Source organism: Hydrogenophaga sp., from assembly GCF_018780385.1.
Taxonomy (GTDB): domain Bacteria; phylum Pseudomonadota; class Gammaproteobacteria; order Burkholderiales; family Burkholderiaceae_C; genus Hydrogenophaga.
In genome coordinates this window covers 729,565-755,266 of sequence record NZ_JADMJO010000003.1, presented here as the reverse complement: position 1 = coordinate 755,266, position 25,702 = coordinate 729,565, and the positions used below count along the sequence as shown (strand labels likewise).

The 25,702-nt window shown below is 63.5% G+C and carries 31 protein-coding genes and 1 pseudogene; 13 read left to right on the top strand and 19 right to left on the bottom strand.

The window, feature by feature from the left end:
* The first annotated feature begins 34 nt into the window (after positions 1-34).
* From IV113_RS04110 to IV113_RS04100, 3 genes are all read left to right on the top strand, one after another.
* A complete protein-coding gene (locus IV113_RS04110) occupies positions 35-919 on the top strand; it encodes a LysR family transcriptional regulator (RefSeq protein WP_291081070.1) in 885 nt (294 codons plus the stop codon).
* Between the two features lie 100 nt (positions 920-1,019).
* The gene (gene gshA / locus IV113_RS04105) at positions 1,020-2,579 is read left to right on the top strand and encodes a glutamate--cysteine ligase (protein ID WP_291081068.1); all 1,560 of its coding nucleotides are present in this window, start codon (positions 1,020-1,022) and stop codon (positions 2,577-2,579) included.
* Positions 2,580-2,692: 113 nt separating this feature from the next.
* A complete protein-coding gene (locus tag IV113_RS04100) occupies positions 2,693-3,583 on the top strand; it encodes a dienelactone hydrolase family protein (protein WP_291081066.1) in 891 nt (296 codons plus the stop codon).
* An 18-nt stretch (positions 3,584-3,601) separates the two neighbouring features.
* Here the strand turns inward: IV113_RS04100 and IV113_RS04095 are convergent, their stop codons facing one another.
* On the bottom strand, positions 3,602-4,072 hold the full coding sequence (locus tag IV113_RS04095) for an SRPBCC family protein (RefSeq protein ID WP_291081064.1): 471 nt from the start codon (positions 4,070-4,072) through the stop codon (positions 3,602-3,604).
* Positions 4,073-4,194: 122 nt separating this feature from the next.
* Here IV113_RS04095 and ylqF point away from each other — a divergent pair, with 122 nt between their 5' ends.
* On the top strand, positions 4,195-5,136 hold the full coding sequence (ylqF, locus tag IV113_RS04090) for a ribosome biogenesis GTPase YlqF (RefSeq protein ID WP_291081062.1): 942 nt from the start codon (positions 4,195-4,197) through the stop codon (positions 5,134-5,136).
* A 153-nt stretch (positions 5,137-5,289) separates the two neighbouring features.
* Here ylqF and IV113_RS04085 read toward each other — a convergent pair whose 3' ends face one another.
* The 8 genes from IV113_RS04085 to IV113_RS04050 form a co-directional block, all read right to left on the bottom strand.
* Complete coding sequence (locus IV113_RS04085) at positions 5,290-5,571, bottom strand: DUF427 domain-containing protein (protein WP_291081060.1); 282 nt, start codon at positions 5,569-5,571, stop codon at positions 5,290-5,292.
* 7 nt (positions 5,572-5,578) lie between these two features.
* Entirely contained in the window at positions 5,579-5,719 is a 141-nt protein-coding gene (locus IV113_RS04080) for a hypothetical protein (RefSeq protein ID WP_291081058.1), read from the bottom strand.
* Positions 5,720-5,785: 66 nt separating this feature from the next.
* On the bottom strand, positions 5,786-6,391 hold the full coding sequence (locus IV113_RS04075) for a thioredoxin fold domain-containing protein (RefSeq protein WP_291081056.1): 606 nt from the start codon (positions 6,389-6,391) through the stop codon (positions 5,786-5,788).
* Positions 6,392-6,512: 121 nt separating this feature from the next.
* Entirely contained in the window at positions 6,513-6,992 is a 480-nt protein-coding gene (locus IV113_RS04070; protein WP_291081054.1) for an RcnB family protein, read from the bottom strand.
* Between the two features lie 118 nt (positions 6,993-7,110).
* Complete coding sequence (locus tag IV113_RS04065) at positions 7,111-7,587, bottom strand: TerB family tellurite resistance protein (protein WP_291081052.1); 477 nt, start codon at positions 7,585-7,587, stop codon at positions 7,111-7,113.
* Positions 7,588-7,625: 38 nt separating this feature from the next.
* Positions 7,626-8,270 (bottom strand): DUF938 domain-containing protein, encoded by a 645-nt coding sequence (locus tag IV113_RS04060; protein ID WP_291081050.1) that lies wholly within the window; start codon positions 8,268-8,270, stop codon positions 7,626-7,628.
* Positions 8,271-8,306: 36 nt separating this feature from the next.
* Positions 8,307-8,660 carry a hypothetical protein gene (locus tag IV113_RS04055; protein WP_291081048.1) on the bottom strand — a complete coding sequence of 118 codons (354 nt, stop codon included), beginning with the start codon at positions 8,658-8,660 and terminating at the stop codon, positions 8,307-8,309.
* A 14-nt stretch (positions 8,661-8,674) separates the two neighbouring features.
* Positions 8,675-9,649 (bottom strand): hypothetical protein, encoded by a 975-nt coding sequence (locus IV113_RS04050; RefSeq protein ID WP_291081046.1) that lies wholly within the window; start codon positions 9,647-9,649, stop codon positions 8,675-8,677.
* Positions 9,650-9,760: 111 nt separating this feature from the next.
* Here IV113_RS04050 and IV113_RS04045 point away from each other — a divergent pair, with 111 nt between their 5' ends.
* A complete protein-coding gene (locus IV113_RS04045) occupies positions 9,761-10,438 on the top strand; it encodes an SOS response-associated peptidase family protein (protein WP_291081044.1) in 678 nt (225 codons plus the stop codon).
* Positions 10,439-10,453: 15 nt separating this feature from the next.
* Here IV113_RS04045 and IV113_RS04040 read toward each other — a convergent pair whose 3' ends face one another.
* Together IV113_RS04040 and IV113_RS04035 are read right to left on the bottom strand one after the other, a co-directional pair.
* Entirely contained in the window at positions 10,454-10,846 is a 393-nt protein-coding gene (locus IV113_RS04040) for a hypothetical protein (protein ID WP_291081041.1), read from the bottom strand.
* 159 nt (positions 10,847-11,005) lie between these two features.
* Positions 11,006-12,235 (bottom strand): diguanylate cyclase, encoded by a 1,230-nt coding sequence (locus IV113_RS04035; RefSeq protein ID WP_291081039.1) that lies wholly within the window; start codon positions 12,233-12,235, stop codon positions 11,006-11,008.
* A 128-nt stretch (positions 12,236-12,363) separates the two neighbouring features.
* On the opposite strand from IV113_RS04035, the gene IV113_RS04030 reads away from it, so the two are divergent.
* On the top strand, positions 12,364-13,137 hold the full coding sequence (locus IV113_RS04030) for a tRNA-uridine aminocarboxypropyltransferase (protein ID WP_291081037.1): 774 nt from the start codon (positions 12,364-12,366) through the stop codon (positions 13,135-13,137).
* Here IV113_RS04030 and IV113_RS04025 read toward each other — a convergent pair.
* Entirely contained in the window at positions 13,134-13,580 is a 447-nt protein-coding gene (locus IV113_RS04025; protein ID WP_291081035.1) for an SRPBCC family protein, read from the bottom strand. The two genes, IV113_RS04030 and IV113_RS04025, sit on opposite strands and share 4 nt — an antisense overlap.
* Positions 13,581-13,706: 126 nt before the next feature.
* Here IV113_RS04025 and IV113_RS04020 point away from each other — a divergent pair, with 126 nt between their 5' ends.
* Both IV113_RS04020 and pcp read left to right on the top strand, forming a co-directional pair.
* Entirely contained in the window at positions 13,707-14,255 is a 549-nt protein-coding gene (locus IV113_RS04020; RefSeq protein ID WP_291081033.1) for a pseudouridine synthase, read from the top strand.
* 5 nt (positions 14,256-14,260) lie between these two features.
* The gene (gene pcp, locus IV113_RS04015; protein ID WP_291081031.1) at positions 14,261-14,902 is read left to right on the top strand and encodes a pyroglutamyl-peptidase I; all 642 of its coding nucleotides are present in this window, start codon (positions 14,261-14,263) and stop codon (positions 14,900-14,902) included.
* Positions 14,903-14,913: 11 nt separating this feature from the next.
* Here pcp and IV113_RS04010 read toward each other — a convergent pair whose 3' ends face one another.
* The 3 genes from IV113_RS04010 to IV113_RS04000 form a co-directional block, all read right to left on the bottom strand.
* The gene (locus tag IV113_RS04010; protein WP_291081029.1) at positions 14,914-15,237 is read right to left on the bottom strand and encodes a hypothetical protein; all 324 of its coding nucleotides are present in this window, start codon (positions 15,235-15,237) and stop codon (positions 14,914-14,916) included.
* 99 nt (positions 15,238-15,336) lie between these two features.
* On the bottom strand, positions 15,337-15,816 hold the full coding sequence (locus tag IV113_RS04005) for a pyridoxamine 5'-phosphate oxidase family protein (protein WP_291081027.1): 480 nt from the start codon (positions 15,814-15,816) through the stop codon (positions 15,337-15,339).
* 8 nt (positions 15,817-15,824) lie between these two features.
* A complete protein-coding gene (locus IV113_RS04000) occupies positions 15,825-16,760 on the bottom strand; it encodes a LysR family transcriptional regulator (protein WP_291081025.1) in 936 nt (311 codons plus the stop codon).
* A gap of 125 nt (positions 16,761-16,885) precedes the next feature.
* Between IV113_RS04000 and IV113_RS03995 the strand changes: the two genes are divergently transcribed.
* The gene (locus IV113_RS03995) at positions 16,886-17,284 is read left to right on the top strand and encodes a RidA family protein (RefSeq protein ID WP_291081023.1); all 399 of its coding nucleotides are present in this window, start codon (positions 16,886-16,888) and stop codon (positions 17,282-17,284) included.
* A 61-nt stretch (positions 17,285-17,345) separates the two neighbouring features.
* Here IV113_RS03995 and IV113_RS03990 read toward each other — a convergent pair whose 3' ends face one another.
* On the bottom strand, positions 17,346-17,861 hold the full coding sequence (locus IV113_RS03990) for a helix-turn-helix transcriptional regulator (protein WP_291081021.1): 516 nt from the start codon (positions 17,859-17,861) through the stop codon (positions 17,346-17,348).
* 214 nt (positions 17,862-18,075) lie between these two features.
* Here IV113_RS03990 and IV113_RS03985 point away from each other — a divergent pair, with 214 nt between their 5' ends.
* On the top strand, positions 18,076-18,504 hold the full coding sequence (locus IV113_RS03985; RefSeq protein WP_291081019.1) for a hypothetical protein: 429 nt from the start codon (positions 18,076-18,078) through the stop codon (positions 18,502-18,504).
* 108 nt (positions 18,505-18,612) lie between these two features.
* On the opposite strand, the gene IV113_RS03980 is transcribed toward IV113_RS03985, so the two are convergent.
* Both IV113_RS03980 and IV113_RS03975 read right to left on the bottom strand, forming a co-directional pair.
* Complete coding sequence (locus tag IV113_RS03980) at positions 18,613-19,320, bottom strand: hypothetical protein (RefSeq protein WP_291081017.1); 708 nt, start codon at positions 19,318-19,320, stop codon at positions 18,613-18,615.
* 38 nt (positions 19,321-19,358) lie between these two features.
* The gene (locus tag IV113_RS03975) at positions 19,359-19,766 is read right to left on the bottom strand and encodes a phage holin family protein (protein ID WP_291081015.1); all 408 of its coding nucleotides are present in this window, start codon (positions 19,764-19,766) and stop codon (positions 19,359-19,361) included.
* A 132-nt stretch (positions 19,767-19,898) separates the two neighbouring features.
* Between IV113_RS03975 and IV113_RS03970 the strand changes: the two genes are divergently transcribed.
* From IV113_RS03970 to IV113_RS26195, 3 genes and pseudogenes are all read left to right on the top strand, one after another.
* On the top strand, positions 19,899-21,719 hold the full coding sequence (locus IV113_RS03970) for a 3'-5' exonuclease (protein ID WP_291081013.1): 1,821 nt from the start codon (positions 19,899-19,901) through the stop codon (positions 21,717-21,719).
* 130 nt (positions 21,720-21,849) lie between these two features.
* A complete protein-coding gene (locus IV113_RS03965; protein ID WP_291081011.1) occupies positions 21,850-23,220 on the top strand; it encodes an ATP-binding protein in 1,371 nt (456 codons plus the stop codon).
* Positions 23,217-23,800 (top strand): annotated as a pseudogene (locus IV113_RS26195) (RloB family protein). Before IV113_RS03965 ends, IV113_RS26195 begins: the two are co-directional and overlap by 4 nt.
* 57 nt (positions 23,801-23,857) lie before the next feature.
* On the opposite strand, the gene IV113_RS03960 reads toward IV113_RS26195, so the two are convergent.
* Positions 23,858-25,699, bottom strand: a complete 1,842-nt coding sequence (locus IV113_RS03960; protein ID WP_291081009.1) for a glutamine--tRNA ligase/YqeY domain fusion protein — start codon at positions 25,697-25,699, stop codon at positions 23,858-23,860.
* Positions 25,700-25,702: the final 3 nt, after the last annotated feature.

Below are 25,702 nucleotides of genomic sequence, written 5' to 3'. Positions count from 1 at the left end.
CCGTGGAATCAACAATGGAGGACAGTCGCAACCCATGAAAACCACACTGGAAGAACTGCAGGCCTTTGCCGCCGTGGTGGATGGTGGCTCGATCACCGCCGCGGCCGACCACCTGGGCCAGACCGTCTCGGGCATCAGCCGGGCGCTGGGGCGGCTGGAGAAAAAGCTCGACACCACGCTGCTGCGCCGCACCACCCGCCGCACCGAACTCACCGAGGAAGGCCAGGCCTTTTTGCTGCGCACACGCGCCATCCTGGCGGCCATCGACGACGCCGAAGAGCACATGGCCGCGCGCCGCCAGCGGCCCGCCGGGCGCCTGCGCGTGAACGCCGCCACGCCGTTCATGCTGCACGCCATCGTGCCGCTGGTGCCCGCGTTTCGCCGGGCCTATCCGCAGATCACGCTCGAACTGGACACCGACGAGCTCAACATCGACCTGCTGGAGCGCCGCACCGACGTGGCGATCCGCATCGGCGCGCTGCGGGACTCCACCCTGCACGCCCGGGCGCTGTGCACCAGCCGAATCCGGGTGCTGGCCAGCCCCGCCTACCTGGCCGCGCACGGCCGCCCCAAGAGCGTGGCCGACCTCGCGCAGCACAGCCTGCTGGGCTTCACCCAGCCCGAGTCACTCAACCGCTGGCCGCTGCGCGGTGCCCATGGCGACGAATGGCCGGTGGTGCCCGACATCACGGCGTCCAGCGGGGAGACCCTGCGCCAGCTCGCGCTGCAGGGCGTGGGCATCGCCTGCCTGTCCGACTTCATGAGCAGCGCCGACCGCGAGCGCGGCGACCTCGTGCAGGTGCTGGTGAAAGACACAGTGGATGTGCGCCAGCCGATCAGCGCCGTGTACTACCGCAACACGCAACTGGCGGCCCGCATCGCATGCTTCCTCGATTTCCTGCAGGAGCGCATGGGCTGAGCTTCATGCCCGGTCTCGCCAGGCCTCCGGCGCCTGGCCGCCAGCAGAAATGGCGCAGCCGTGTTAACTTCCGCCCCCGGACCTGTAACACCACCCCTGTATGACCTCTCTGAATCACCGGCTGGACGCTCTCACGGGCGAGCGCCTGCGCGGCATGCGCCGTGGCCTTGAAAAAGAGAGCCTTCGCTCCCAGCCCGACGGCAAGCTGGCGCTGACGCCGCACCCGGCTGCCCTGGGCAGCGCGCTGACCCACCCTCACATCACCACCGACTACAGCGAGTCGCAGCTCGAACTCATCACAGGGGTGCACGAATCGGTCGAATCGTGTCTGGCCGAACTCACCGAAGTCCACCAGTACACGGTGCGCAGCCTGCGCACTGTGGGCGACGAGATGATGTGGGCCTCCAGCATGCCCTGCGGCCTGCCCACCGACGAAACCATTCCGCTGGGCCGTTACGGCTCGTCCAATGTGGGCCGCGCCAAGAGTGTTTACCGCATGGGTCTGGGCCATCGCTATGGCCGACGCATGCAGACCATTTCGGGCATTCACTACAACTGGTCGCTGCCCGGCGTGACCAGCGACGAATACTTCGCCACCATCCGCAATTTCCGCCGCCACGCCTTCCTGCTGCTCACCCTGTTCGGCGCCTCACCGGCCCTGTGTTCGTCGTTCGTCGAAGGCCGCGAGCACGAGCTGCAGAAACTGGGCAATGGCGGCACGCTGTACATGCCGCACGGCACCTCGCTGCGCATGGGCCGCCTTGGCTATCAGAGCGAAGCCCAGGCCACGCTGGCCGTGAGCTACAACGGCCTGGAGGGCTACGCCGCCTCGCTGCACGACGCGCTCACGCGCCCCTGGCCGGCGTATGAAGCGGTGGGCATCCGCAACCCGGGCGGTGACTACAACCAGCTCGCCACCACGCTGTTGCAGATCGAGAACGAGTTCTACGGCACGATCCGCCCCAAGCGCGTGATCTACCCGGGCGAGCGCCCGCTGCACGCGCTGCGTGAGCGCGGTGTTGAATACATCGAGGTGCGCCTGATGGACCTCAACCCGTTCGAGCCCATCGGCATCGGCGCTCCCACGCTGCGTTTCCTCGACGTGTTCCTGATGCACTGCCTGCTCTCGGAGAGTCCTCCCGACACACCGGCCGAGATTCGCGAACTCGCGCACAACCAGCACCTCACCGCCGCGCGCGGGCGCGAGCCCGGCCTGAACCTCATGCGCGAAGGCCAGTCCGTGCCGCTCATGCAGTGGGCCGAAGAGATCCTGATCGAACTCATGCCCATCGCCGAGTCACTCGACCAGGCGAATGGGAGCATCGAACACGCCAGCGCCGTGGCATTGGCCATGGCCCACCTCAAGTCGCCCGAGTTGCTGCCCTCGGCCCGCGTGTTGCAGGCCATGCATGCACACCATGGTGACTCTTTTGTGGGCTTTGCGCGGGCGCAATCGTTGCTCACGCACCAGCACCTGCTTTCGCTCGACTGGAGCGCCAAGCAGCAGGCTCGTTTTGAGGCCATGGCGGCCAAGTCGGTCGAAGACCAACGCGCGATCGAAGCCGCAGACTCCATGCCCTTCGAGATCTACCGGCAGGAATACACCTCCCCGGCCCGCCTCGGCCGGCCCCAGGCTCAGCCCACGGCCGTCACCGCCTGATGCCCTGGTAGTGGTGCGCTGTTCCTGGCGCGGCAAAACCCGCACGCCCAGGTGGTGAATGCTCATTCGGCGCGGGTCGCGTCTATCCTGCATGCTTTGTCACAGGAGACACCATGACCCGTCTGACCGCTGCCGACTTTGATCAGGAGCTGCTGATCCTGTTTGACGCGTACGTGCACGGCGACCTGGATCGCCGGGGCTTTCTGGACCGCGCGAGCAAGTTCGCGGTGGGTGGCATGACGGCCGCCGGCCTGCTGGCCGCGCTCAGCCCGAACTTTGCGGCGGCGCAGATGGTGCCCAAGGACGATGCGCGCCTGAAAACCGAGATGGTGGATGTGCCTTCACCGGCGGGGTACGGCACCGTCAAGGCCTACGTGGCCAAACCGGCCAATGCCACTGGCAGGTTGCCCAGCGTGCTCGTCATCCACGAAAACCGGGGCCTGAACCCGCACATCGAAGACATCACCCGCCGCCTCGCGCTCGATGGTTACCTGGCCCTGGCCCCCGACGCGCTCACGCCGCTGGGGGGCTACCCCGGCGACGAAGACAAGGCGCGCACGCTGTTCGCCACACTCGACCAGGCCAAGACCGAACAGGACATGCTGGCCGCCGCAGCCACGCTCAAGGCACGCGCGGACAGCAATGGCCGTGTGGGCGTGGTGGGGTTTTGTTATGGCGGTGGCATCGCCCACATGCTGGCGACGCAGATTCCCGATCTGGCCGCAGCCGTGCCGTTCTACGGCAACCATCCGCCGGTGGCAGATGCCGCGAAAGTGAAGGCACCGCTGCTGATGCATTTTGCGGCGGTCGACGAACGGATCAACGCCGCCTGGCCCGCCTACGAAGCCGCATTGAAAGCCGCCGGCGTGCGCTACACCGCTCACCAGTACCCGGGCACGCAGCACGGTTTCAACAACGACACCACGCCTCGTTTCGATGCGCCCGCAGCGAAGCTGGCGTGGAATCGCACCATGGCCTTCTTCAAGCAAAACTTGAGCGCGTGAGGGCGCGGCGAGGGTGCTTCAAGCTTCACCTCCAAAACGTTTGATCAGGTTGTCGATGTATTTTTCGACGAGCTTCTCGAACTCGCCCTCGACCACCGGAGCCACCACCATCTTCATCAACCCGGGCAGCGGGACCTCGATCTCTCCCTGGATGGCCAGGGTCAGGCCGGTGGACTTCTTGTTGTCCACGATCTTCCAGTTGCCCCCCACCTGCGCGTTGCCGATGCCCTTGACCGGTGTCCACTTCACTGTGCCCTTGGCCTTGTCGTTCACGTATTTGCTGGCGTAGATGGTCTGGATGTTCACCTGCGCAGTGCCGACCTTCTCCATCTCCCACTGGTAGACACCGCCGCCCAGGTCGGTGAGCTTCTCGACTTTGGGGAAATGGCTGACCGATTCGGGCACGTTGGACAGCACCTCGAACACCTCGGCCGCAGGGGCCTTGACGTCGAATTCGTAGCCCAGATCGATTTTCACGGTGATGGCCATGGGGCTCCTCAAGGGGTTGTTGTGGTGGAAATTCATTGTAGGGACGCGGGTCGCGAGCGGCCCCCGGGAGTTACACCAAGGCACAATCCCCGGTCCCCATCTCTCTTCCAGACCGTTTTCCCATGAGCATCCAGTGGTTCCCCGGGCACATGCACCTCACGCGCAAGGCCATCACCGAGCGGGTGAAGGACATCGACGTCGTGATCGAGATGCTCGACGCGCGCCTGCCGGGGTCGAGCGCCAATCCGCTGCTGGCCGAGCTCACCGCCGGGCGGCCCGCGCTCAAGGTGGTCAACAAGCAGGACATGGCCGACCCCGAGCGCACCGCGCTCTGGCTCGCCCACTACAACGCCCAGCCCAACACGCGCGCCATTTCGCTCGACGCCAGCATCACCGCGCCGGCGCGCGCCATCATCGCGTCGTGCTTCGAGCTCGCGCCTCTGCGCGGCGGCATGGTCAAGCCCATGCGGGTGCTCATCTGCGGCATCCCCAACGTGGGCAAGAGCACGCTGATCAACACCTTCATGGGCAAGCGCGCGGCCAAGACCGGCGACGAGGCCGGCATCACGCGCACCGAGCAGCGCATCGCGCTGGCCGACGACTTCTATCTCTTCGACACCCCCGGCATGCTGTGGCCGCGCATCGTGGTGCCCGAGAGTGGCTACAACCTCGCCGCCAGCGGCGCGGTGGGTCGCAACGCCTACGACGACCAGGAGGTGGCGCTGGAGCTGCTGTCCAAACTCAAGGCCACCTACGGCGCGCAGCTCGAAGCCCGCTACAAGCTCGGTCTGCCTCTGGACACCGTGGCCAGCCTGCCCGACGAGGAGGTGATGGCGGCCATCGCGCGCAAACGCGGCGCGATCGGCTCGGGCGGTACCATCAACTGGCAAAAGGCCGCCGAGCTGCTGATTGCCGATTTCCGCAGCGGCGTGCTCGGGCGCATCACGCTGGAAACCCCCGAGCAGTTTCTGCAATGGCTTGCGGCCGGCCAGCAGGCCGATGCGGAGCGCCAGAGCAAGAAAAAAGAGCGCGCCAACAAGCCGCGCAAGCCCGACCGGCGCTGATCACATCAGGCCGAGTAGCGCGGTGCGCAGTGAGGGGGTCATGGCGTGTCTCCTGGAGGGCTTGTTGTGCCGCTCGGATACGCCGCGGGGTGGGCGAGCAAGGCAGTCGCCCAGTGCTGGCCGGGGTCATTGCGACCCCGGCGCGCCGGTGGTTCAGGGCGCGACCTTCACGCCTTTCCAGAAGGCGACACGCCCGCGGATTTCGTCGGCTTCGGGCTTGGGGTCCGGGTAGTACCAGGCCGCGTCGCTGTTGAGTTCGCCGTTGACCAGCAGCGAGTAGTAACTCGCCTGGCCCTTCCAGGGGCAGCTGGTGCGGTGGTTGCTGAAGGTCACGTGGTCGCGGTTGAGCGAGCTTTCAGGAAAGTAGTGGTTGCCTTCCAGCACCACTGTGTCGTCGCTCTCGGCGATCACTGCGCCGTTCCAGGTGGCCTTCACGCCAGGCTCACTTGTTCTTTTCCTTGCCGCGCGGCACCACCGCCGTCACCGGTGGCATGGGCCGGTCGGACGTGGCCGGGCCCTTGGGCGCCGAGGTGTCCTTCTTGGGTTTCTTGGCCAGTTTTTCGTTGCGCTGCTCTTTGCCCATGGGGGCCTCCGTTAAACAGCCGCGAAGGCGGCTTGACTGCGCGATGGTAAGGCAGAAAACCGCGCTTCAAGGCTGTCCGAGGCCAAGGAAATTCGCCAGGGCCTGGGTGTCATTGGCGCCGGCCTGCATCACCACCTCGTTGCTGCGCTGGTGCCGCGCCACGATGTAGGGCACCGAGGTGGCTCCCAGTCGTTCAAGCAGGTCTGTGTTGGTCTTGATCGCAGCAAGGACGTCGGGTGCGATGTCGGCCGAGGCCGCGGTGCCACCATTGCCGGCCAGCAGCGATGTTTCGTGCGCGGCCATCGCCTGCACGGGATTCGTGGAGGTCATGATGGCTGCGCCTTGCGGTGCGCTCTTCGCGTTCATGATGGCCACCGGGAGCCAGACGAACTTCACGCTGCCGTGCAGTGGCATCGAGGCCTCCCACAAGCGTGCGCAATGGGGACACTGCGGGTCGAACAAGACATACACGGCGTTCGCGCTGAGGATCTTGCCGGCCGCAAAACCTTTGCCTTGCGCTGCGAGCACGTCCAGGGCTTGTGAGGCTGCGATCGGGGTGGTGGCGCTGGCAGGGGATGCGCTGGCTGCTGGTGCACTGGCGTCTTCTTTCGAGCAGGCTGACAGCAGGGCCAGCGAAGCGAGCAAGGGCAGGGCGGCGTGTCGGAGTTTCATGGTGGGCGGTGCGAAGTGGGCCGAATCCGGATCATCGCAGACCGAAGGCCTCAAGGAAAAGGCGCTGCGCTCCCCGGATGAAGGGGTGCACAGCGCCGGTGGGCGAGTGGACCGAAGGAGGTCAGTTGCTCAGGATCAGGTTGGCGATCAGGCCGGTGGCGATGGCGATCAGCACGTAGTCACTGCCCACCTGCACCCACTGGTGGCCGCGCGGCGGTGCGGACAGTCGATGTTGATGGTGGTTCACCACCACGTACTGACGGCTGCGGTATTCGTGGGGGATGTAGCGACCGCGCTGGAACTCCGGGCCACGGGCCTGGTAGTAGTAGCGGGGATGCGCACCATGGCGGTAGTCTCGGCGGTCGGCGCGGAAATCACGGCGGTCCTCGCGGCGCTCCTGCCGGAAGTCGCGTCGATCATCCCGGCGGTCTTCGCGGAAATCGCGGCGATCGTCACGGCGGTCGTCGCGACGGTCATCCACTCGGTGCATCCTGGGTGCGTCATAGCGCTCGCCCTGGCCATAGCCCTGTGCGAAGGACAGGGAGCTGACGCTCAACGTGGCGGCAGCGATGGCGTACACAACAAGATTTCGGGGTTTCATGGAGTTGACTCCTGGGGGTTGGTGAGTCTTCATGTTGTGCCCCCCATGTATCTGCTCGGTGAAGGCGCGCCGCCGCGCAGGCAAAGATGCGTAGCCGGTTGTGCGGCCCGCGCGGGCATCAGCCCTGGGCAGCGGCCTGCGCGTGCAGTTTGGCGGCGATGTACTCGCCGTGTGTCACATGCAGCAGGCCCGCCACCTTGCTGATCACGTGGTGCTCGTTGGCGTCCAGGTGGTTGTCGGCAAACGCGACTTCCCACATGGCTTCGACCACGCTGATCTTCTGCTCCTGGGTGAAGCGCTCGTTCATCATGCCGGTGAAGCGCTGGTAGTCGTAGGCGGTGCGTGCCGTCTCGTGGGCCAGCTCCATCAGGCGTTCGAGCTCGTCGTCGGTCAGCGCGAACTTGCGCCGCAGCGCGGCGATGACCGCATCGCGCTCGGTGGCCTTCAAGTCGGGCTCGGCGCGCATCACCTCCACCAGCAGCACGGCGGTGGACAGTTGCAGCGTGTGTTCCTGCTCGGCAGGCAGTTGGGCGCCGGCCGGCTCGGTGAGGCTGGCCGCGAGGTTGTCGAACAGGTCTTTGAGGTTTCGAAGCATGGGCGGGTGGTCGGAGTGCGTGAGGAGCGGGATGGAGCTCAGGTCGGGGCTGTTGGTTCCCGGCCCCACACCAGCAACAGGTTGTTGGCCGGCATGGCGTGGCGTTCGCGCAGGTGCAGACCGACCTCCCGCGCTTGCTGTTCCACCTGGGTGAGGTGGCGGATACCCCACTCCGGGTGTGTGTTGCGCAGGCTCTCGTCAAACGCCACGTTGCCCGGTGAGGTGGTCACGCCGTCTTCGATGTAGGGGCCGTAGGTGATCAGCACACCGCCAGGTGCCAGCACACGCGCTGCGCCCCGCATGAGCCCGGCACACGCGGCCCAGGGGGCGATGTGCAGCATGTTGGCGCAGTAGACGGCGTCAAAGGTTTCGCCAAAGGCCTCCCCGAACAGATCGCCCTCGTGGGGCCATTGTTCGGACATCACGTCCAGCCGCATCGGTGGCAGCACATTGCGTGCGCCCGATTGGTCGGTCCAGGCGGCGATGGTGACCATCGCGCTGGGTTGCAGGTCGGTGGGCTGCCATTGCCATCCTGGCAAACCGGCGGCGAACCAGGTGGCGTGCTGGCCGGTGCCCGACGCGATCTCCAGCGCCACCCCGCGTTCCGGCAGCACCCGCTGCAGGGTTTCCAGGATGGGCTGCTTGTTGCGGTCGGCTGCGGGGCTGGCGGGCAGGGTGGTCATGGGTGCATTGTGGGACAGTGCCGGCGCCTGCCTGCCTCAGACCGGGGGCTTGCGCTTGAGGGTGAGTTTCACGCTGGCTTCGGCGCCGGCCTCGGCAATGAACAGCAACTCGCCCTTCGCGCTGAGAGTGAGCCCGATTTCGATACCGTCCAGTGACCATTCGCTCTGAGCGCCGGTCATGGACGAGGTCAGCGCCAGCATGTCGTCGATGGTTTTCTTCCACTGCTTCTTCATGGCTTCGCCGTCCACCACCTTGACGGCGCCACCGCTGAAAAATCCTTTCAGCGAGTGGGTCTCCACCATGTCATCGGCATCGATGTCCTCCCCCGGATCGAATTCGTTCGGCACGAACAACTGAACTTCCCAAGGGGACGATTTCTTGCTGGCCATGTGCACTCTCCTGTTTAGATGAAGGGATCGACCTTGAGCACGTGCATCACCTGTTCCAGGTTCTGCACCAGCCCGACCACACCACCAGACACCTGGGTGGTGTTCATGCTGCCCAGGTACAGACCCAGGGCCTGCCGGTTCACGTCACTCACCAGTGCGCCCGAATCGCCGGGCACGCAGGGCAGGTCCAGAAACGACAACACGGGGAACGCGCCGGTGCGCACCACGCCCAGGGTGTCCAGGGTGCGGATCACGCGGCGCTGTAGAGGAACCTTCTGGCTGTCCACCCACACCCGAAAACCCGCAGCCGGGCAGGGCAAAGGCGCCACCGGCAGGGGGCTGACCGGCCCGCTGGGCGGAGTGGTCAGCACAAAGGCGGCATCGATCGGTGGGTAACGGGCGCGCCCCAGCTGGCCTTGTGGCCCCAGCGACATCGCCACCGGCCCCCCACGCGTCACATGCCGCACCGCGTGGCCCGCGGTGAGCACGCCCCAGAGCGCGGTCTTCCGGCTGCGGGCCCAACAGGCCGAGGTTGCGCCCGCCGGGTGCGCAAGCGCATGCAGTTCGATGCGGGCCGAGCCCAGGCCCACGGGGAATGTCTGTTCAAGCCGGGGGAAAAAAGCGTCACCCACCAGTTCGAATGGCCGCTCCATCGGGACCTGCGACGTCAGCACCAGACCAAAACCCGGCGCTTCGTGTTCGGGGTCCATGAGGCCGATGGCACAGCGCTCGAAAGGGTTGTTGAACGCGGTGGTCAGACCCCACGAAACGGCCCCGTTGGTGCGCGGGCGGAACACCCACTGGCCCAGACGCATCTCGCTGAACAGGGCGTAGGTCCAGCGTCGGGAGCGGTGAAGGAGGTCTTCATCGTCCAGCCCGGACGATTCATTTTCTTGGGCGATGGCCCGCTCGACCTCGGGTGGCACCAGCGAAGCGGGTGGGCTGTAGAACGGCAGGGCTTCGCGCAGGTAGCCGTCCGAGTAGTTCATGCAGCACCTCCTGTTTTCACCAAGGTGGAGGAGCGTGCGCGAAAAATGACCCCTTGGCAAGTGGCCGCCCTGCGGGCCGGCTGCGCTGCTCTCATCAGCTAGCATGGCCCGATGAGCACCCAATTCGAAAGCCTTCAGCTGGCCAGCCTGTACCCCGACGCCTTCAATGTGCCGGCCCCCGACACGCCTGCCGGGCGCGATGTGTGGCCGCGCAAGCCGGGCGTGTTCGTCCGGCTGGTGGCCACCGAGCCGGTGGCCGAGGGCGCTGAGCCCGAAAAACCCACCTTGGAGCTCGCCACGGGCCAGTTCGGACTGGTGCCCACCTGGGTCAAGTCGGCCTCAGACGCCAAGCTGCGCTCGACCAAGCTGGTCAATGCGCGCTGCGAGATCGTGACCACCTCCAACAACTTTCGCGACGCCTGGCTGGGCGCGCGGCGCTGCATCGTGCCCATGATGTCGTTTCAGGAAGACGACTTGCGCAGCGGCAAGCCCGTGCCCACGCGCATCACCCGGGTGGACGGCAAGCCCATGGGGGTGGCGGGTTTGTGGGAAAGCTGGAAGGGAGCTGGAGATGAAGTCATCGTGAGCTTCTGCCTGCTCACGGTGAACGCCAACAGCCACGCGCTGATGCACCGCTATGGCCAACCCGGCAGCGAAAAGCGCATGCCGGCCATCTTGAACGAGGGCGCCTACAGCGCCTGGCTGACCGCGCCCCACCCGGAGAAGGCGCGCGAGTTCATGCGGGCCTACTCGGCCGCTTTGCTCACGGCGAACCCGGTGCAGAAGTAAAGCGGCGGCGAGCGCTCATTCGGCGCTCACGGCGCGCGGACGTTTCCTGCGCGCGGCAGGCCGCTTGGCATCGGTTTTGGGCAGGTTGAGCACCGGTGGCATGGGCTCGAGAAACCGCGAATGCTGGCGCAGCAGCATCGCGGCTTCAAAGCGGGTGCGCCGCTTGATCACCACGTGGAGCAACAAGAGCGCCACGCCCACCGCCAACGCCATCCAGGCCGGCGCCAGCAGGGCTCTCGACGCAAGTTCGAATCTGGCCTGGTCGCCCATCGCCAGCGACAGCATCCACAGGCCACAGCCCGCCACCAGGGAGCTCACCCCGTTGACCAGCAGCGGGTCGTGCTTGCGCCGGGCGGGTTTGCGCGGCGAGGCTGGCGTCCTGAGCGAGAGATCTTGTTCTTTTGACATGCCAATACATGGTGCCTTGGAGCAGAGATGAGCGGCGCCACCGCCCGACGAAGCAGGCCTGTCACCGGCTGACCGTGCGGCCCGCCGGTCACAAGGAAACGCTTTGACTTAAGCCACCCACGGCACTGAGGACTTACGGGTGATGGCGCATTGTGGCCGTCACATCAACTCCCCCGGCGCGGTGTCGATCTCGTGCTGCGAAATCGGGCGTGAATCGCGCGCTTCGCCCACTTCGGCCAGCGCCCGGCGTTCAGCCTGGTTGATCACCTCCATGGGCGAGGAGCCGTCGGGTTCGAGTGTGATCACGCCCATGCCCAGCTGGGGCGTGAAGGGCTGGTAAGTGTGCTTCGCGTCCATCACGGACAGGGGCAGCGCCACGGTGGAGCGAAGGCGGGTCAGCGCCTCGAAGGCCGCCTTGTTGAGCTTGTCGTTGGCAAGCACCACCACGAAGCAGCGCGGGTGGTAGAGACCCACCACGCACCGAAAACCCGCCGCTCGGCGCACCCGGGCCGCCAGCGTGGTGAGGATCTGGTGCTCCGTGCCTTGTCCGGGAGCGTCGGTCAGTTCGTAGAGGTTGCTCACATGCAGGCACACCACGGTGCAGACGCCACCGCGCCGCGCCGTGCGCCAGAAGACGTGTTCGACCTCGGCCAGCAGGGCGGCGCCGGTGGGCAGGCCCGTGGCGGGCTCGGCGCGATGGTCGAGGCGCGAGAGGCGTGCCAGTTCGCGGTTGTACCGGTTGCGCACCAGACCCAGGGCTGAAGCAATCAGGAAATAGGCCAGGGTGAACACCGCGGTGACCAGCCAGGTGCCCAGACCCAGCCCCGGCACATTCAGGCCCCGCGCATAGAGCCCCGCCGTGGCGGCCGCCAGGCACACCATGCCCACGCCCATCCAGCGCGCCAGCGGGTCGCCCAGCTTGGCCGCGCGGATGACCGCCAGCAGCCCCAGCAGCACCGGCACCAGGTTGACGGTGGCCGTCAGCATGAGCAGCGGGGGGAAATCCATCGGGTCCACCTGCGAGGACACCGCAGCCAGGGCCAGTGCCACCAGAAGGACGGCCGTGCCGCCCAGCGCGGTGAGGTTGTGCACCAGCGCGTCTTCGCGCACACCACCCAGCCAGTTGCCCAGAAAGTACAGCGACATGGCGCCCGCCAGCGGCCCCAGGCTCGCCTTGAGCATCATCATCAAGCGCTCGGGAAGCTCCGGAAAAAAGATCTCGGGCAAGCCGGTCATGACGACACAACTGGCACCGGTGACCAGCACAAAGAGCAGGTTGCGCACCGATCCCGTGGAGCGGTTGGACACCGCGTCGCCCAGCGCCACGGCCGACAACGTCAACAAGCCTCCCAGCATGGCCGACCACACAGCAATTTCAAATACAGGCATGCGGCGCATTGTGGTGGGCTGGAGGCAAATGCCCTGAGACATTTGTCACGCAGGAAACAGTACAGGGCGTTTGCAGCCCAGCTTTTGCCTCCCAACGCGCTTTGAGCGTTGCGCCTACAGTCCTTCCTATGAAATTTGTAGTGGCCCCACCGCCAGAAACCCGCCCCGGCCACGCCGTTTTCAGCCTGCGCGCGCGGCGCCTGGCCGCCAGCGCCAAACCGTTTGTGGCCCGGGGCTCGGGGGGCGGGCGCTGCGCAGATTGCCGCCTCGTTGCCAGCCATTGCCTGTGTGCCCTGCGCCCGCTGGTGGCCACGCGCGCCGGGGTGTGCCTGGTCATGGGCGACATCGAGGCGCTGAAACCCAGCAACACCGGCTGGCTGGTGGCCGACGTGGTGGCCGACACCTGGGCCTTTGGCTGGTCCCGCACCGCGGTGGACCCTGACCTGCTCGCCCTGCTGGCCGACCCGCAGTGGCAGCCCTACCTGGTGTTTCCGGGCGAGTTCGTGCAGCCCGAGCGGGTGGTGATCGATCTGAGCGCTTCAAAGGAAAGCACGACGCAAGAACACGGCCGCAAACCGCTGTTCGTGTTGCTCGACGGCACTTGGTCCGAAGCCCGCAAGATGTTTCGCAAGAGCCCCTACCTGGACCACCTGCCCGTGCTCAGCCTGCACCCCGATCAGGTGTCCAACTACCGGCTGCGCCGCTCGGCGCGCGAGAGCCACTTCTGCACCTCGGAAGTGGCGGCGCTGTGTCTGGCACTGGCTGGGGAAACGCACGCTGCCGAGAGCTTGGCCGCCTGGCTCGACGTGTTCACCACGCACTACCTCAGTGCCAAACGCAGCGTGGTGCTCGACCGCGAGAGTGAGGCGCATCAGCGCCTGTGCGCGCTGGCGGCGCTTTAGCCGGGGATCTCGGCCGACACCAGCAGCATGAGCAACTGCAACGACTCCTGCCACCCGAGGTAACACGCCTCCGTGGGGATGACGGCAGGAATGCCGGCTTGAACCACGTGGAGCTCCGTGCCCACCGACACCGCCTTGAACGTGAGCGTGACACGCATCTCGCCGGGCAGGTTCGGGTCGTCGAACACATCGGTGTGAACGATGCGCTCGTTGGGCACCAGCTCCAGGTATTGGCCGCCGAAGGCGTGCGACTGACCGTTGCTGAAATTGGTGAACTGCATGCGGTAGCTGCCACCCACGCGCGCATCCATCTGCAAGACCCGGCCCGTGAAGCCGTGCGGCGGCAGCCACTTGACCATGGCGTCGGGATCGATGAAGGCGCGGTACACACGCTCGGGCGGTGCGGGAAAAACGCGGTGGAGGGTGACGGTGCCGGTGGTCATCGTGAAGTCCTTTCAAAGGGTGGGTGATGGTGAAGCGAACAGATCGGTTGTGTCCACCTCTGAACGACGAACTCGAAGGCCTGATTTCGACAAGCATGCCTCTTGCCCGGTGCTAAGCTGCCCGCCATGGCCCCGGCACCCGTTTCCCGTTTGATCTGTTTCAACAAGCCCTATGGCGTCCTGAGCCAGTTCACGCCGGAAGGCCGCTGGCGCGGACTCAAGGATTTCATCGACATCCCGGGCGTGTACGTGGCCGGCCGACTCGATGCCGACAGCGAAGGCCTGCTGCTCCTGACCAACGACGGCCAACTGCAGGCCCGCATCAGCGACCCGCGCCACAAGATGGAAAAAACCTACTGGGTGCAGGTGGAAGGCGTGCCCGACGAAGCCGCTCTGGCATCGCTGCGGCAGGGCGTGCAACTCAACGACGGCCCCACCCGCCCGGCCCGCGCGCGATGTATGCCCGAGCCTTCGCCACTCTGGGAGCGCGACCCACCCGTGCGCATTCGCCAGTCCATTCCCACCAGCTGGCTGGAGCTGGTGATCTCTGAAGGGCGCAACCGACAGGTGCGCCGCATGACCGCCGCCGTGGGCCACCCCACGCTGCGCCTCATCCGCGCGGCCATCGGGCCGCACGCGTTGCAAGACCTGGCGCCCGGCGCGCTGCGCGGCTGACCTCCATGACCAAAAAGATCCTGCTCACTGGCTTTGACGCCTTCGGCGGCGCGACGCTGAACCCCAGCTGGCTGGCCGTGAAGGCGCTGCACGGCCGGCAAGTGCTTGGGCACACGGTGGTGGCCGCGCAGCTGCCCACCGTGTTCGACGCATCGCTGCGTGAGCTGAACGCGCTGTTGAAAAAACACCGGCCTGCGCTGGTGGTGTGCGTGGGCCAGGCCGGTGGGCGCAGCGCGCTGTCGCTGGAGCGCGTGGCCATCAACGTGAACGACGCGCCCATCGAAGACAACGCAGGCGCGCAGCCCGTGGACACGGCCGTGAAGCAGGGCGCGCCGGTGGCGTATTTCACGAGCCTGCCCATCAAGGCCATGCTGGGCGCGCTGCAGCAAGCGGGGATTGCAGCCGAGGTGTCTCAAACCGCGGGCACCTTTGTCTGCAACCACGTGTTCTACGGATTGATGCATACGCTGGCCACGGGGCGAGAGTTGAAGCACACACGTGGTGGCTTCGTGCACGTGCCCTGGTTGCCGGAGCAGGGCACACCCAGCATGGCGCTGGACGACATCGTGCGTGGGCTCCACGTGGCGGTGCGCTGCGCCATGGTCGTGCAACACGACACCGCGTTGGGCGCCGGCGCCACGAGCTGAACCGCTGCCGTTCAGGCCTGCCAGACGCCGAATCCGGCCGAACGCAGGTCGATGCCGACTTCAATTTCCTTGTCCACGGCATCGGCGTATTTCATCGGGTTGAAGCCCTCGTACAGATCGGGCAACAAGCGCAGCCCGTACTTCTGCACATACGCGTTCGACTGGATGCCCGCCTTGTGCTTGTCAAAACGCACATCCGGGTCCAGCCCGGTCATGCCCACATACACACAGGGTTTGCCGTCGATGTAGCCCGGGTTGTTCTTGCGGAACCGAGGTTCGAGCAGCACGTCTTTGGACAGCTCGATCACGTAGACGTGGTGGTGGGGGCGGGGCATGGTAGGTGGTAGTTTGCCTTCGTACCCAAATTGGGTCCGATGAGACCCAGTTTGGGGTTCTTCAAGTGCAGCCAGCAACTTGAAGGCGCACGCGGCGGTTCAACCCGTTTGACCCAAGACCTCGTGCATTCGCTCGCCCACCAACGACATGGCCCGCCCGAAGCCCGCCACGTAGCGCAGGGATTCGGGCTCTATGACGAAAAGCAAAAAATCGCCAAACGAAAACAGCGGCTCGGCGTCGGGCAGTTTGGCCAGGTAAGCGTGTCTTGCTTGCTCGTACCTGGGCGACTCGGGTGGACATGACCGCGCCGAGCCTTGAACGCTCACCCGGGGCAATGCCAGCGGTGAATCTCCGGCCGCCAGTGACGCAGTGATCAGCAACGCCACCGCTGCGTTCCGACGCATGTCCTGCGTGTGGGTGGCCAACTGGCTCACGTGAATGACGAAGCCCGCGCCATCGGGCAGCAGGGCGAACGGCACCATGGACACGGCCGGTGCGCTCTTGTGCAGCGTGGCCAGCGAGGCCACGGGTTGCGTGCGCAGCAAGGTCATCAGCGCTGCGGATTCGGAGGCGTCCATGGTGTTCGTCAAGAATTGGGTTTCCCCGGACGCGAAGCCACCGGCGCATGCACCGCCATCAACTCCACCACCCAGTCAATGAACGCGCGCAGCTTCGCGCTCACGTGTCGGTTCGGCGGGAACGCCACGTACATCGGCATCGAATCAAAACGCCAGCCGTCGAACAGCGGCACCAGTTCGCCGCGCGCGGCGTGGTCTTGCGCCATGTAGTGCGGCAGCCATAGCACGCCCATGCCCGCGAGCCCCGCCGCCAGGTAAGCGTTGCCGTCGTCCACGGCCACCGCATAGCGCCCTTGCACCTCGATGCGCTCACCCTCACGCTCCATGCCCAGGGGCGCCACCGTGCCGCTGCGCGCGCGCAGAAAACCCACGGTGCGGTGGTGCGTGTCTTCCAGCTCGCGTGGGTGCAGCGGTGTGCCCGCGAGCGCCAGGTAGCTGGGGGCTGCATACACACCGAGCTGCAGGTCGCCCACGCGGCGCGCGATCAACGACGGGTCGGTGATTTCACCGCCGCGCAGCACGCAGTCCACGTTGTCGCCGATCAGGTCCACCATGCGGTCACTCACGCCCATGTGGAGTTGGATCTCGGGGTAGCGCGCGTGAAACGTCGGCAGGGCCGGCATCAGGATCATGCGGGCCAGCGGGCTGGGTACGTCCACACGCAGGCGCCCCCTGGGCGAGGCCGAAGCACTGGAAAGGCTGGTGTCGGCATCTTCCATATCGGCCAGCAGGCGCACCACGCGCTCGTAGTAGGCCGCGCCATCGGCCGTGACCTTCACCCGTCGCGTGGTGCGGTTCAGCAGCTTCACGCGCAGCCGCGCCTCCAACTGCTGCACCAGCTGCGTCACCGTGGTCTTGCTCATGTGCAGCGTTTGTGCGGCCTTGGTGAAGCTGCCGGCTTCCACCACGCGGGCAAAGGCCTGCATTGCATCAAAACGGTCCATGGCTGCTCCTCGCACCTCGTTGGATTGTTTGGGAATCTCAAACAGTCATTGTGCGACTTGCCCGTTTATCCGCAGGCCGTGAATGCCTAGAGTCGATCCATTCCCATCCATCAAAGAGGTTTTCCATGTCTGCACGTGATGTTGTTTTTCCCGCCGGGCGCCAGGCGCTCTATGACAAGAACCACTACTCGCCAGCGATCCGGTCCAACGGGTTTTTGTTCGTCTCGGGGCAGGTGGGCAGCCGCCCCGATGGCTCGCCCGAGGCCGATCTGCAGGCCCAGGTCAGGCTCGCGTTTGACAACCTCAACGCGATCCTCTCGGCCGCCGGCTGCACGTTCAAGGACGTGGTCGACGTGACCGTCTTCATCGTCGACCCGGAGTCGAACTTCGAAACCATCTGGCAGGTGTTTGGCGAACACTGGGGCGAAGCCCCGTACCCCACGCTCACGGGTGTTGGCGTGACGTGGCTGTATGGGTTTCAGTTCGAGATCAAGGTGATTGCCAAGGTGCCGGACGCCGCTTGAAGCGCGCGCCTCCGCCGCCAGCGCGACCAGCACATGCGCAATGCGCTGGTGATGCGGGCGCTCAAACATCGGGCGTGGTTACCACCGCCGCGCCGTCACCCAGAGCCGTGCGCAGCGCCTGCAACAGTGCTTGCTCGGCAGGCGACATGGTCGCGGTGTCCATGTGGCGCGCATTGCGTTCGTAAATGCTCAAGGCCTCGATGGGAGTGAGTGTGTCGATACCGTGCACCTGCCAGGCCAGGGCCTTCAACTGCGGGTAGTCCGCCAAGCGCACGCGCACCGGAATCCACTCGGCAAGATCCGCCGAGCTCGCTCGCCCGCCAGCAGCATCGGCATCCTCTGTGTTTCGGGCCAGCAGCGTCATGCCCAGTGCCGCCATGACATTGGCCCATGCGCCGCCTGCCACCGAAGGCTCACCTTTCTCGATGCGGTGCAGCGTCACTCGCGACATGCCTGCCGCCTCTGCCGCCACCGTGCTGCTCACCCGCAGTGCCTTGCGGCGCGCTCGAAGTTGCGCGCCCAGTGCTTGCAACTGCGCTGTGCTTTGGTCAAGCGGAGTGGGTGGTTTGCTGGGCATATGTTTCTCATTCTGATCAAAACACCAACTTTGGCAAGTTTGAGAAACAGATTCATGAACAACCGAGCTGGGACCTGCGCCTGCTTCATCGATCCGATTTGAAAAGATCGCTCTGAAGGTCTATGGTGAAAGTGCTTGGCGACCTTTCTCTCTACGCACCCAGCCTGTGGGTTGTTGTCAGGCTCTCTTATTTGTCTTCTGAAAGGAGAACAACATGAGACTATTCGACAAGCTTTTCGGCCACAAAGTTGAGTATCCGCCGCTGCCGATGGACAGCGAGGCGATTGGCAAACTCGATGAAATCAAAGCACCGCTGGAGGAGCTGGCGCACAAGGTGTCTGGCCACCTGGAAGTGGTGCCGGCAGAGCATGAAGCCTTTGTCTTCCTCGGCAAGCCACCCGCGAGCTTTGGCATTGCCTGGATTCATGACGGCAAGGTCTCCAGCCTCAACGACATGGCCAAGGAACACCACCTAACGCAAGTCGAAGTCGGGGAGTTGATCTTCCGGCTTGGCGAGGCCTATCAGCATGCCAGCGAAACGCCGCGCTACTCGGCAAAATTCGGCGGCAAGCAAATGGTGGTCATACCGTCGCAGGGTCTGGAGCAGGAAGTGCACCAGATCATGGCGAACACGCTGCACTGAGAGCGGCGGCATCAACAGCCTCCGCCAACGCATACGGCATCAGTTGCCGCGGCCCTGCCAGTAGCCAGGCTTGCGGTGCTGATGCGCTATGGCCAGGCATCGAGCCTGTCAGAGGGGCGTGGCAGCCAGCGCCGCGGCGACTTCGCTCTCGATGGCGGCCTGCATCACCCTCATCACCTCTCGGTGAGTGGCTTCATCCAGGTTGTCTTCCAGCTTGTAAGCCCAGGGCTTGCCCTCGGGGCGGGAAACCCCCCTGCCGATACCCACCGACGGGTACCAACCCAGAAAGATCTCCTTGCGAGCCGTGATGCCCGCCACCTGCAGCCCTGCCATGGCCCCGGCGGATCGCACGTCGCCCAGGCCGGCTCGCAGGCCCATCACCAGACCAAAGACGCCTCTTTCCGCGTCAAAGTTTTCGCCCACCACGATCACCGCGTCCACCCCATTCGACTTGGCCAACTCGACGATCTCGGTGTCAATGCGCTCGATGTTTTGTGACATCACCATGCTGCGGCCGTTGAGCCTCTTGGCCATGGGCGCAACGTCGACCTCGATCTGCTTCACCTCGTACTTGCCCGACTGGCGCAGGAAACGTTCTGCGCTGGAGCGAGCGGCCGCGTTGAACACATCGCCTGCCGGCACAGACTTGTACTCGTTGTTGAAAACCGTGATGCCGATCTTGCGGTACTTCACCTCTTGGGGCAGCAGGGAAACAATGCCGATCTTCTTGATGCTGCTGGCCTGTTCCGCTGTCAGTTTGGGTGCGGCGCATGCGCTCAGCAGCAGTGCCGCGAGCAGGACCGTGAAAACGCGCATGAATGGCATGTGTGAACTCGTCTTGGTTGATATGGGGCTCAAAGCCACACCCGCCCCGGCGCCGGGCTGGTCTCGATGGTGAACTCGGGCGTGCCGCCCAACACGTAGGCGCCGAGCACCAGGCTGAGGAGCGAGATGAACAGGCTGGCCCAGAACGCCGTCCAGAACCCGTCGACCTTGAAACCGTCCACCAGCTTGGCGACGAGCAACAGCATCAGCGCGTTGATCACCAGCAGGAACAGGCCAAAGCTCAGCAGCGTCAAGGGCAGCGTGAGCACCACCAGCAGTGGCCTCACCACCGCATTGGCCAGACCCAGCAGCAGGGCCGAGACCACCAGCGCCGAGGTGCTGCCGAACCGGATGCCCTTGAACAGATGGCTCGCCAGCCACAGGGAGAAGGCGGTGATGGCCCAGTGGAGGAGGAAGGGGATCAGGTTGGCGAGCATGTGAGAGGTGTCTTGAGCGAAGGTATGGGAAAAGGTGCCGGTGTAGTTTAGGTGGCACGGTTGACGGGCTTCAAGCCTCGGCAACCGGATTGCGTGCATCATGTGCCCAGGGACGCAATTACTTACAACTAGATGGCCACACTCATACCTGCACTCGGCAGTTGCCTGTCGCGCATGACACAAGGCGAGAAACGTCTCGCCGAGCGGCTGGAGCAAAAGCTCGAAGACGACTACCTGCTCTGGTACGACGTGCCCGTCGGTCCCAAACAATCGCACCCGGACTTTGTGATCCTGCATCCGCGTCGGGGGCTGCTGATTCTGGAGACCAAAGACTGGAAGCTGGAGACCATCAAGAACGCCACGCGCCAAGCCTGGGAAATCATCCCTGACGGGCATGTGAAGGTGGTCATCAACCCGCTGGCGCAGGCGCGGCATTGCGCCATTCAAGTCGTCAACGCGCTGGAGCGCGACGCGCAACTGGTGCAGCCCAGCGGCGCCCACCAAGGCAAGCTCGCTTTCCCCTGGGGCCATGGCGTGGTGTTCACCCGCATCACGCGCAGGCAGTTCGAGATGGCTGGCCTTGGCGAGGCCATTGAGCCGCACTACGTCATCTGCTCCGACGAGATGACCGAGTCCACCGACCCGGAGCAGTTTCAGCAACGCCTGTGGAACATGTTCCCGCACGCGTTCGGTAACGTCATGTCGTTGCCACAGCTCGACCGCGTGCGCTGGATCATGTTTCCCGAGGTGCGCGTGCAGGTGCAAGGCGCCTTGTTTGACGACAGCGACGAAGCCGCCGACATGCCCAGCGTCATGCGGGTGATGGACATCCAGCAAGAACAGCTGGCCCGCAGCCTGGGCGACGGGCACCGGGTGATTCACGGTGTGGCCGGCTCGGGCAAGACCATGCTGCTGGGCTACCGCGCCGAACACCTGGCCAAGGCGCACACCGCTGCCAGCAAGCCCATCCTCATGCTTTGCTACAACGAGCCGCTGGCCAAGCAACTCGCCCGCGTAATGACCGCCAAAGGCATTGCCGACCGCGTGCACGCGGTGCACTTCCACAAGTGGTGTCGCGACCAGCTGGTGGCCTTTGGCCAGACCCTGCCCGACCCGCGCATGCCCGTGGGCGTAAAGATGGCCGACATGGTGCAGCGCGTGATCAACGGGGTGGACCGTCAGCAGATCCCCAGCGGGCAATACCAAGCCGTGCTCATTGACGAAGGCCACGACTTCGCACCCGAGTGGCTCAAGCTCATCACGCAGATGGTGGACCCGAGCACCAACAGCCTGCTGGTGCTGTACGACGACGCGCAGAGCATTTACGAGCGCAGCCGCAGCAAGCAGTTCAGCTTCAAGAGCGTGGGCATTCAGGCGCAGGGGCGCACCACCATCCTCAAGATCAACTACCGCAACACGCGGCAGATCCTGCAAACCGCCAGCCTCGTGGCCGCCGATCTGCTGACGGCCGAAGACAAGGACGAAGACGGCATCCCCATGCTCAAGCCCGTGAGCTGCGGACGCGACGGCGAAGCGCCGCTCATCATTCGCCTACCCAGCCTGCGGGCCGAAGCCACGCGGGTGGCCGAGCTATTGGGCTCTGCCCACCAGGAAGGCCACGCCTGGGGCGACATGGCCATCATTTGCCGGCACTACAGCGAGATGGACGAATGCGCCGGCGTGCTGCGCCAGCGGGGCCTGCCGCACCAGGTGCGCAAAGGCGCGGGCAGCTTCGACCCGGCCGCCGACACCATCAAGGTGCTGACCATGCACGCCAGCAAAGGGCTGGAGTTCCCGGTGGTGGCGCTGGTGGGTGCGGGCAACATGCCCGCGAAGGGCGAAGACGAGCGCGAAGAAGCCAAGCTGTTTTATGTGGGGGTTACAAGGGCCACGCACCGGCTCATCGTGGGAATAGGGGGAGCCGGACGGTTTGGCGCGCGCTTCATGACTTGAGTAAGGACTGGGGCTGGAACTCTCTCACTGGAAAGTACTGCTGACGGCCAAATTCGCGGTTTTTCCTCAAAATTTGGCATTCTGATCCTATGATGCGGCTCCACCTTCTGCTTTTATGAGGCTCCGGGCCATGCTGCTCCAATATTCAGTGAAGAACTTTCTATCCTTCAAGGATGAAGTAACTCTTTCTATGCTCGCTACCAAGCGGAAATCTCAGGATCGCACGCTTGATGAAGGCGCAGTGCTGTCCGTGATGTCAGACCTTGACGTACTGAAATGCGCCGTAATTTACGGCGCTAACAACAGCGGTAAGACAAACCTAGTCAAATCTTTGAAGTTTTTGAAGCGCTTGGTGCTAGATTCTTCGAAGGAGTCAAGGGCTAAAACCGAGATAGAAGTAACGCCGTTTTTGCTCAGTCCAGATACTGAAACAGGAGCATCTTCCTTTGAGGTCATTTTTATTCAAGGAAGCTATCTATTTCAATATGGAGTATCTGTGACGCGGGAGCGAATTCAAAAGGAATGCCTAAGTCGACGAGCGCTGAAGAAGGGGGGGGTAACAGTTGAATTGTTTGATCGAGACGTAGACTCTATAAAAGTTGGTAAAGCATTTAAAGAGGGTCGTGGGTTGGAGGCAAGAACCCGCTCTAACGCATTATTTCTGTCCGTTTGCGCTAACTTCGATGGCCCTCTCTCCACAGAGGTGACAGAATGGTTCACGCGACTAAAAATCATATCAGGAGTAAATGACGTCATGCCTTTGGCGTGGACTGCTGGTCGACTGGATAGCCCAGAATATGGTGAGGATATAAAAAATCTTCTCAAGGCGTTTGATCTGGGTATTGATCGTTTTGAGGCGGGTGAAGAAATCCCCGGAATTAAATTTCAAGGCGTAGAGGTTTCTGTTGAAAATGCTGAGGCTTCAGAGCCGGCAGCACAAGCACAAGCTGCAGTTCTAGAATCCCTCTTGAAAGGCGTGCAGAGTGTCCCTAGTAGAAAAATTATTTCTATTCACAAAATGTATGACGCCGAAGGAGAATTTGTTCGTGAGGTATCCTTTGATTTGAAAATGCACGAATCGGAAGGAACAAAGAAATTGGTGGCGCTTGCTGGCCCTCTCGTCGATACGCTGAAATCCGCTCACATTGTTTTTATTGATGAATTTGAGTCGCGACTGCACGCGAATGTCACAAAAGCAATTTTACGTATGTTCAACACCAGCAAGGGTAATCCAAATGGAGCGCAATTGATCGCGGTTACTCACGACACAAATCTGTTGAATGGGGATATCTTGCGGCGCGACCAGATCTGGTTTGCGGGTCGCGATGGACTTGGTCGGAGTTCGTTGCGGTCACTCGTTGAGTTTAAAGTTCGCAATGATGCGAGCTTTGAAAAGAATTATTTAGAGGGAGCATATGGCGGAGTGCCTTATTTGCGCGAAGAGCTATCTGCTGCTCCCAAACGCGCTCGTAAAAACCGTTTGAAGCAACGTGAGATATGAATCTAAAACCTAGAGTTGTCGGGACTAGGCAGCCAATCCGAAAGATCCTGATAGTTTGTGAGGGCGAGCAAACCGAACCCAACTATTTTCGATCATTTAGAGTGGCTAGCCGTGTATGTGATGTACGCGGAACAGGGTGCAACACGGTCTCTCTCGTAAACGACGCGATACGACTAAATGGAGAGGGCAGCTACCGTGAAGTTTGGTGTGTTTTCGACAAGGATTCTTTTACTGCTGCACATGTTGCAAACGCTTTCCAGTTGGCGAAACAGAATAAATTTCATATCGCATTCTCGAATGAATGCTTTGAGTTATGGTATTTGTTGCATTTCCAATATTTAGATACGGGGATAGATCGAACGCGATATGCGCAGTTGCTCAGAAAAAAACTGGGTACATACAAAAAAATGCTGAAAACATGTACCAACTGCTTCTCGATAGACAGGCTGATGCAATTAAGCACGCTAAAAAACTCAAAGCCATTCATGGACCCGCAGCGACTCCTGGAGTATGCAAACCTTACACCACTGTGCACGAGCTTGTTGAGCGGCTGAATAAACTAGCAATCGAAGCGAGTTGATTTCGGCAAAGTGGCTGCAATCTTATTGATACGCATCAATAATTGATTGTTCAGGATTTATCTCGCCCAAGAATCCTTCAATCCCGTAACCCGATTGAAAACCGGCTTCCCCGGCGCATGATCCACCCGATCCGCCACAAAGTACCCAAACCGCTCAAACTGAAACTTCTCATCCGGTTTCGCCGCAGCCAGTGAAGGCTCCACGTAAGCCGTCACCACCTTCAGGCTGTTCGGGTTCAGCGCTTCGATGAAGTCTTTGCCACCCGCGTCGGGCTGGGGGTCGCTGAACAGGCGGTCGTACAGGCGCACTTCGGCGGGCACGCCGTCGGCCACGCTCACCCAGGTGATGGCGGCTTTGGCTTTCACGCTGTCGGCGCCGGGGGTGCCGCTCTTGGTGCCGGGGATCACCTTGGCGTGCACGGCGGTCACGGTGCCGCTCGCATCTTTTTCGCAGCCGGTGCATTCAATGACGTAGCCGCCTTTGAGGCGCACCACGTTGCCGGGGAACAGGCGCTTGTAGCCTTTGGGCGGCACTTCTTCAAAGTCTTCGCGTTCGATCCACACGGCTTTGCCGATCTTGAACACGCGCTCGGGCGGCGGGGTCTGGCCCTCGGGCACGGCGTGGTGGGGCAGGGCGGGCTGGGTGCAGTCTTCGGTGTAGTCGTCGCTGCCAAAGGCTTCGGCCCAGTTGGTGAGTACCAACTTGACGGGGTCGAGCACGGCCATGCCGCGGTGGGCCTTGTTTTCCAGGTCTTCGCGCAGGCAGCCTTCCAGCGTGCTGTAGTCGATCCAGCTGTCGCTCTTGGTCACGCCGATGCGCTCGGCAAACATCTGGATGCTTTCGGGCGTGTAGCCGCGGCGGCGCAGGCCGACGATGGTTGGCATGCGCGGGTCGTCCCAGCCGCTCACCTTGTGGTCGTACACCAGCTGCGCGAGCTTGCGTTTGCTGGTGATCACGTAGGTGAGGTTGAGCCGGGCAAATTCGTACTGGTGGGGCGCGGGGTGCGCCAGCAGGCCGCCTTCGCACAGGCGGTCCATCAGCCAGTCGTAAAACGGGCGCTGGTCTTCAAACTCCAGCGTGCAGATGCTGTGGGTGATCTGCTCCAGTGCGTCCTCAATGGGGTGCGCAAAGGTGTACATGGGGTAGATGCACCAGGTGTCGCCGGTGTTGTGGTGCGTGGCGCGGCGGATGCGGTAGATGGCGGGGTCGCGCAGGTTGATGTTGGGCGAGGCCATGTCGATCTTGGCGCGCAGCACCATGCTGCCGTCTTCGTGCTGGCCATCGCGCATTTCTCTGAACCGCGCCAGGTTTTGCGCGGGCGTGCGGCTTCTGAACGGGCTGTCAATGCCGGGCTTGCCGAAATCACCGCGCGCGGCGCGCATCTGCTCGCTGGTCTGCTCGTCCACATACGCGTAGCCGGCTTCCACCAGGTACTCGGCCGCGCGGTACATGAAGTCAAAGTAGTCGCTGGCCTGAAACAGGTGCTGTTGGCCGTTGGCTTCCCAGTTGAAGCCGAGCCACTGCACGGCATCGATGATGCTGTTGACGTACTCGGTGTCTTCCTTCTCGGGGTTGGTGTCGTCAAAGCGCATGTGGCACACGCCGCCGTAGTCGCGCGCCAGGCCGAAGTTCAGGCAGATGCTCTTGGCGTGGCCGATGTGGAGGTAGCCGTTGGGCTCGGGCGGGAAGCGGGTGCGGATCTTGGCCGGGTCGGGCTGGCCGGCGGCGTGGTGCGCGGCGTCACCGGGGGTGCCGGCCCAGCGGCGCTGGGTGTAGGTGCCTTTGTCCAGATCGTTTTCGATGATCTGGCGCAGGAAGTTGCTGACCTTGTGATCGCCCTCTGCGGGGGCGTTGCCTGGGGTGCTGTTGGGCTTGCTGGGGGGGGTGTTGGAGCTCATCAA

Bases quoted from the DNA above. Each gene is read 5' to 3' on its own strand.
- IV113_RS04110 (WP_291081070.1), top strand. From the start codon at position 35: ATGAAAACCACACTGGAAGAACTGCAGGCCTTTGCCGCCGTGGTGGAT.
- gshA (WP_291081068.1), top strand. From the start codon at position 1,020: ATGACCTCTCTGAATCACCGGCTGGACGCTCTCACGGGCGAGCGCCTG.
- IV113_RS04100 (WP_291081066.1), top strand. From the start codon at position 2,693: ATGACCCGTCTGACCGCTGCCGACTTTGATCAGGAGCTGCTGATCCTG.
- IV113_RS04095 (WP_291081064.1), bottom strand. From the start codon at position 4,072: ATGGCCATCACCGTGAAAATCGATCTGGGCTACGAATTCGACGTCAAG.
- ylqF (WP_291081062.1), top strand. From the start codon at position 4,195: ATGAGCATCCAGTGGTTCCCCGGGCACATGCACCTCACGCGCAAGGCC.
- IV113_RS04080 (WP_291081058.1), bottom strand. From the start codon at position 5,719: ATGGGCAAAGAGCAGCGCAACGAAAAACTGGCCAAGAAACCCAAGAAG.
- IV113_RS04075 (WP_291081056.1), bottom strand. From the start codon at position 6,391: ATGAAACTCCGACACGCCGCCCTGCCCTTGCTCGCTTCGCTGGCCCTG.
- IV113_RS04070 (WP_291081054.1), bottom strand. From the start codon at position 6,992: ATGAAACCCCGAAATCTTGTTGTGTACGCCATCGCTGCCGCCACGTTG.
- IV113_RS04065 (WP_291081052.1), bottom strand. From the start codon at position 7,587: ATGCTTCGAAACCTCAAAGACCTGTTCGACAACCTCGCGGCCAGCCTC.
- IV113_RS04060 (WP_291081050.1), bottom strand. From the start codon at position 8,270: ATGACCACCCTGCCCGCCAGCCCCGCAGCCGACCGCAACAAGCAGCCC.
- IV113_RS04055 (WP_291081048.1), bottom strand. From the start codon at position 8,660: ATGGCCAGCAAGAAATCGTCCCCTTGGGAAGTTCAGTTGTTCGTGCCG.
- IV113_RS04050 (WP_291081046.1), bottom strand. From the start codon at position 9,649: ATGAACTACTCGGACGGCTACCTGCGCGAAGCCCTGCCGTTCTACAGC.
- IV113_RS04045 (WP_291081044.1), top strand. From the start codon at position 9,761: ATGAGCACCCAATTCGAAAGCCTTCAGCTGGCCAGCCTGTACCCCGAC.
- IV113_RS04040 (WP_291081041.1), bottom strand. From the start codon at position 10,846: ATGTCAAAAGAACAAGATCTCTCGCTCAGGACGCCAGCCTCGCCGCGC.
- IV113_RS04035 (WP_291081039.1), bottom strand. From the start codon at position 12,235: ATGCCTGTATTTGAAATTGCTGTGTGGTCGGCCATGCTGGGAGGCTTG.
- IV113_RS04030 (WP_291081037.1), top strand. From the start codon at position 12,364: ATGAAATTTGTAGTGGCCCCACCGCCAGAAACCCGCCCCGGCCACGCC.
- IV113_RS04025 (WP_291081035.1), bottom strand. From the start codon at position 13,580: ATGACCACCGGCACCGTCACCCTCCACCGCGTTTTTCCCGCACCGCCC.
- IV113_RS04020 (WP_291081033.1), top strand. From the start codon at position 13,707: ATGGCCCCGGCACCCGTTTCCCGTTTGATCTGTTTCAACAAGCCCTAT.
- pcp (WP_291081031.1), top strand. From the start codon at position 14,261: ATGACCAAAAAGATCCTGCTCACTGGCTTTGACGCCTTCGGCGGCGCG.
- IV113_RS04010 (WP_291081029.1), bottom strand. From the start codon at position 15,237: ATGCCCCGCCCCCACCACCACGTCTACGTGATCGAGCTGTCCAAAGAC.
- IV113_RS04005 (WP_291081027.1), bottom strand. From the start codon at position 15,816: ATGGACGCCTCCGAATCCGCAGCGCTGATGACCTTGCTGCGCACGCAA.
- IV113_RS04000 (WP_291081025.1), bottom strand. From the start codon at position 16,760: ATGGACCGTTTTGATGCAATGCAGGCCTTTGCCCGCGTGGTGGAAGCC.
- IV113_RS03995 (WP_291081023.1), top strand. From the start codon at position 16,886: ATGTCTGCACGTGATGTTGTTTTTCCCGCCGGGCGCCAGGCGCTCTAT.
- IV113_RS03990 (WP_291081021.1), bottom strand. From the start codon at position 17,861: ATGCCCAGCAAACCACCCACTCCGCTTGACCAAAGCACAGCGCAGTTG.
- IV113_RS03985 (WP_291081019.1), top strand. From the start codon at position 18,076: ATGAGACTATTCGACAAGCTTTTCGGCCACAAAGTTGAGTATCCGCCG.
- IV113_RS03980 (WP_291081017.1), bottom strand. From the start codon at position 19,320: ATGCGCGTTTTCACGGTCCTGCTCGCGGCACTGCTGCTGAGCGCATGC.
- IV113_RS03975 (WP_291081015.1), bottom strand. From the start codon at position 19,766: ATGCTCGCCAACCTGATCCCCTTCCTCCTCCACTGGGCCATCACCGCC.
- IV113_RS03970 (WP_291081013.1), top strand. From the start codon at position 19,899: ATGGCCACACTCATACCTGCACTCGGCAGTTGCCTGTCGCGCATGACA.
- IV113_RS03965 (WP_291081011.1), top strand. From the start codon at position 21,850: ATGCTGCTCCAATATTCAGTGAAGAACTTTCTATCCTTCAAGGATGAA.
- IV113_RS03960 (WP_291081009.1), bottom strand. From the start codon at position 25,699: ATGAGCTCCAACACCCCCCCCAGCAAGCCCAACAGCACCCCAGGCAAC.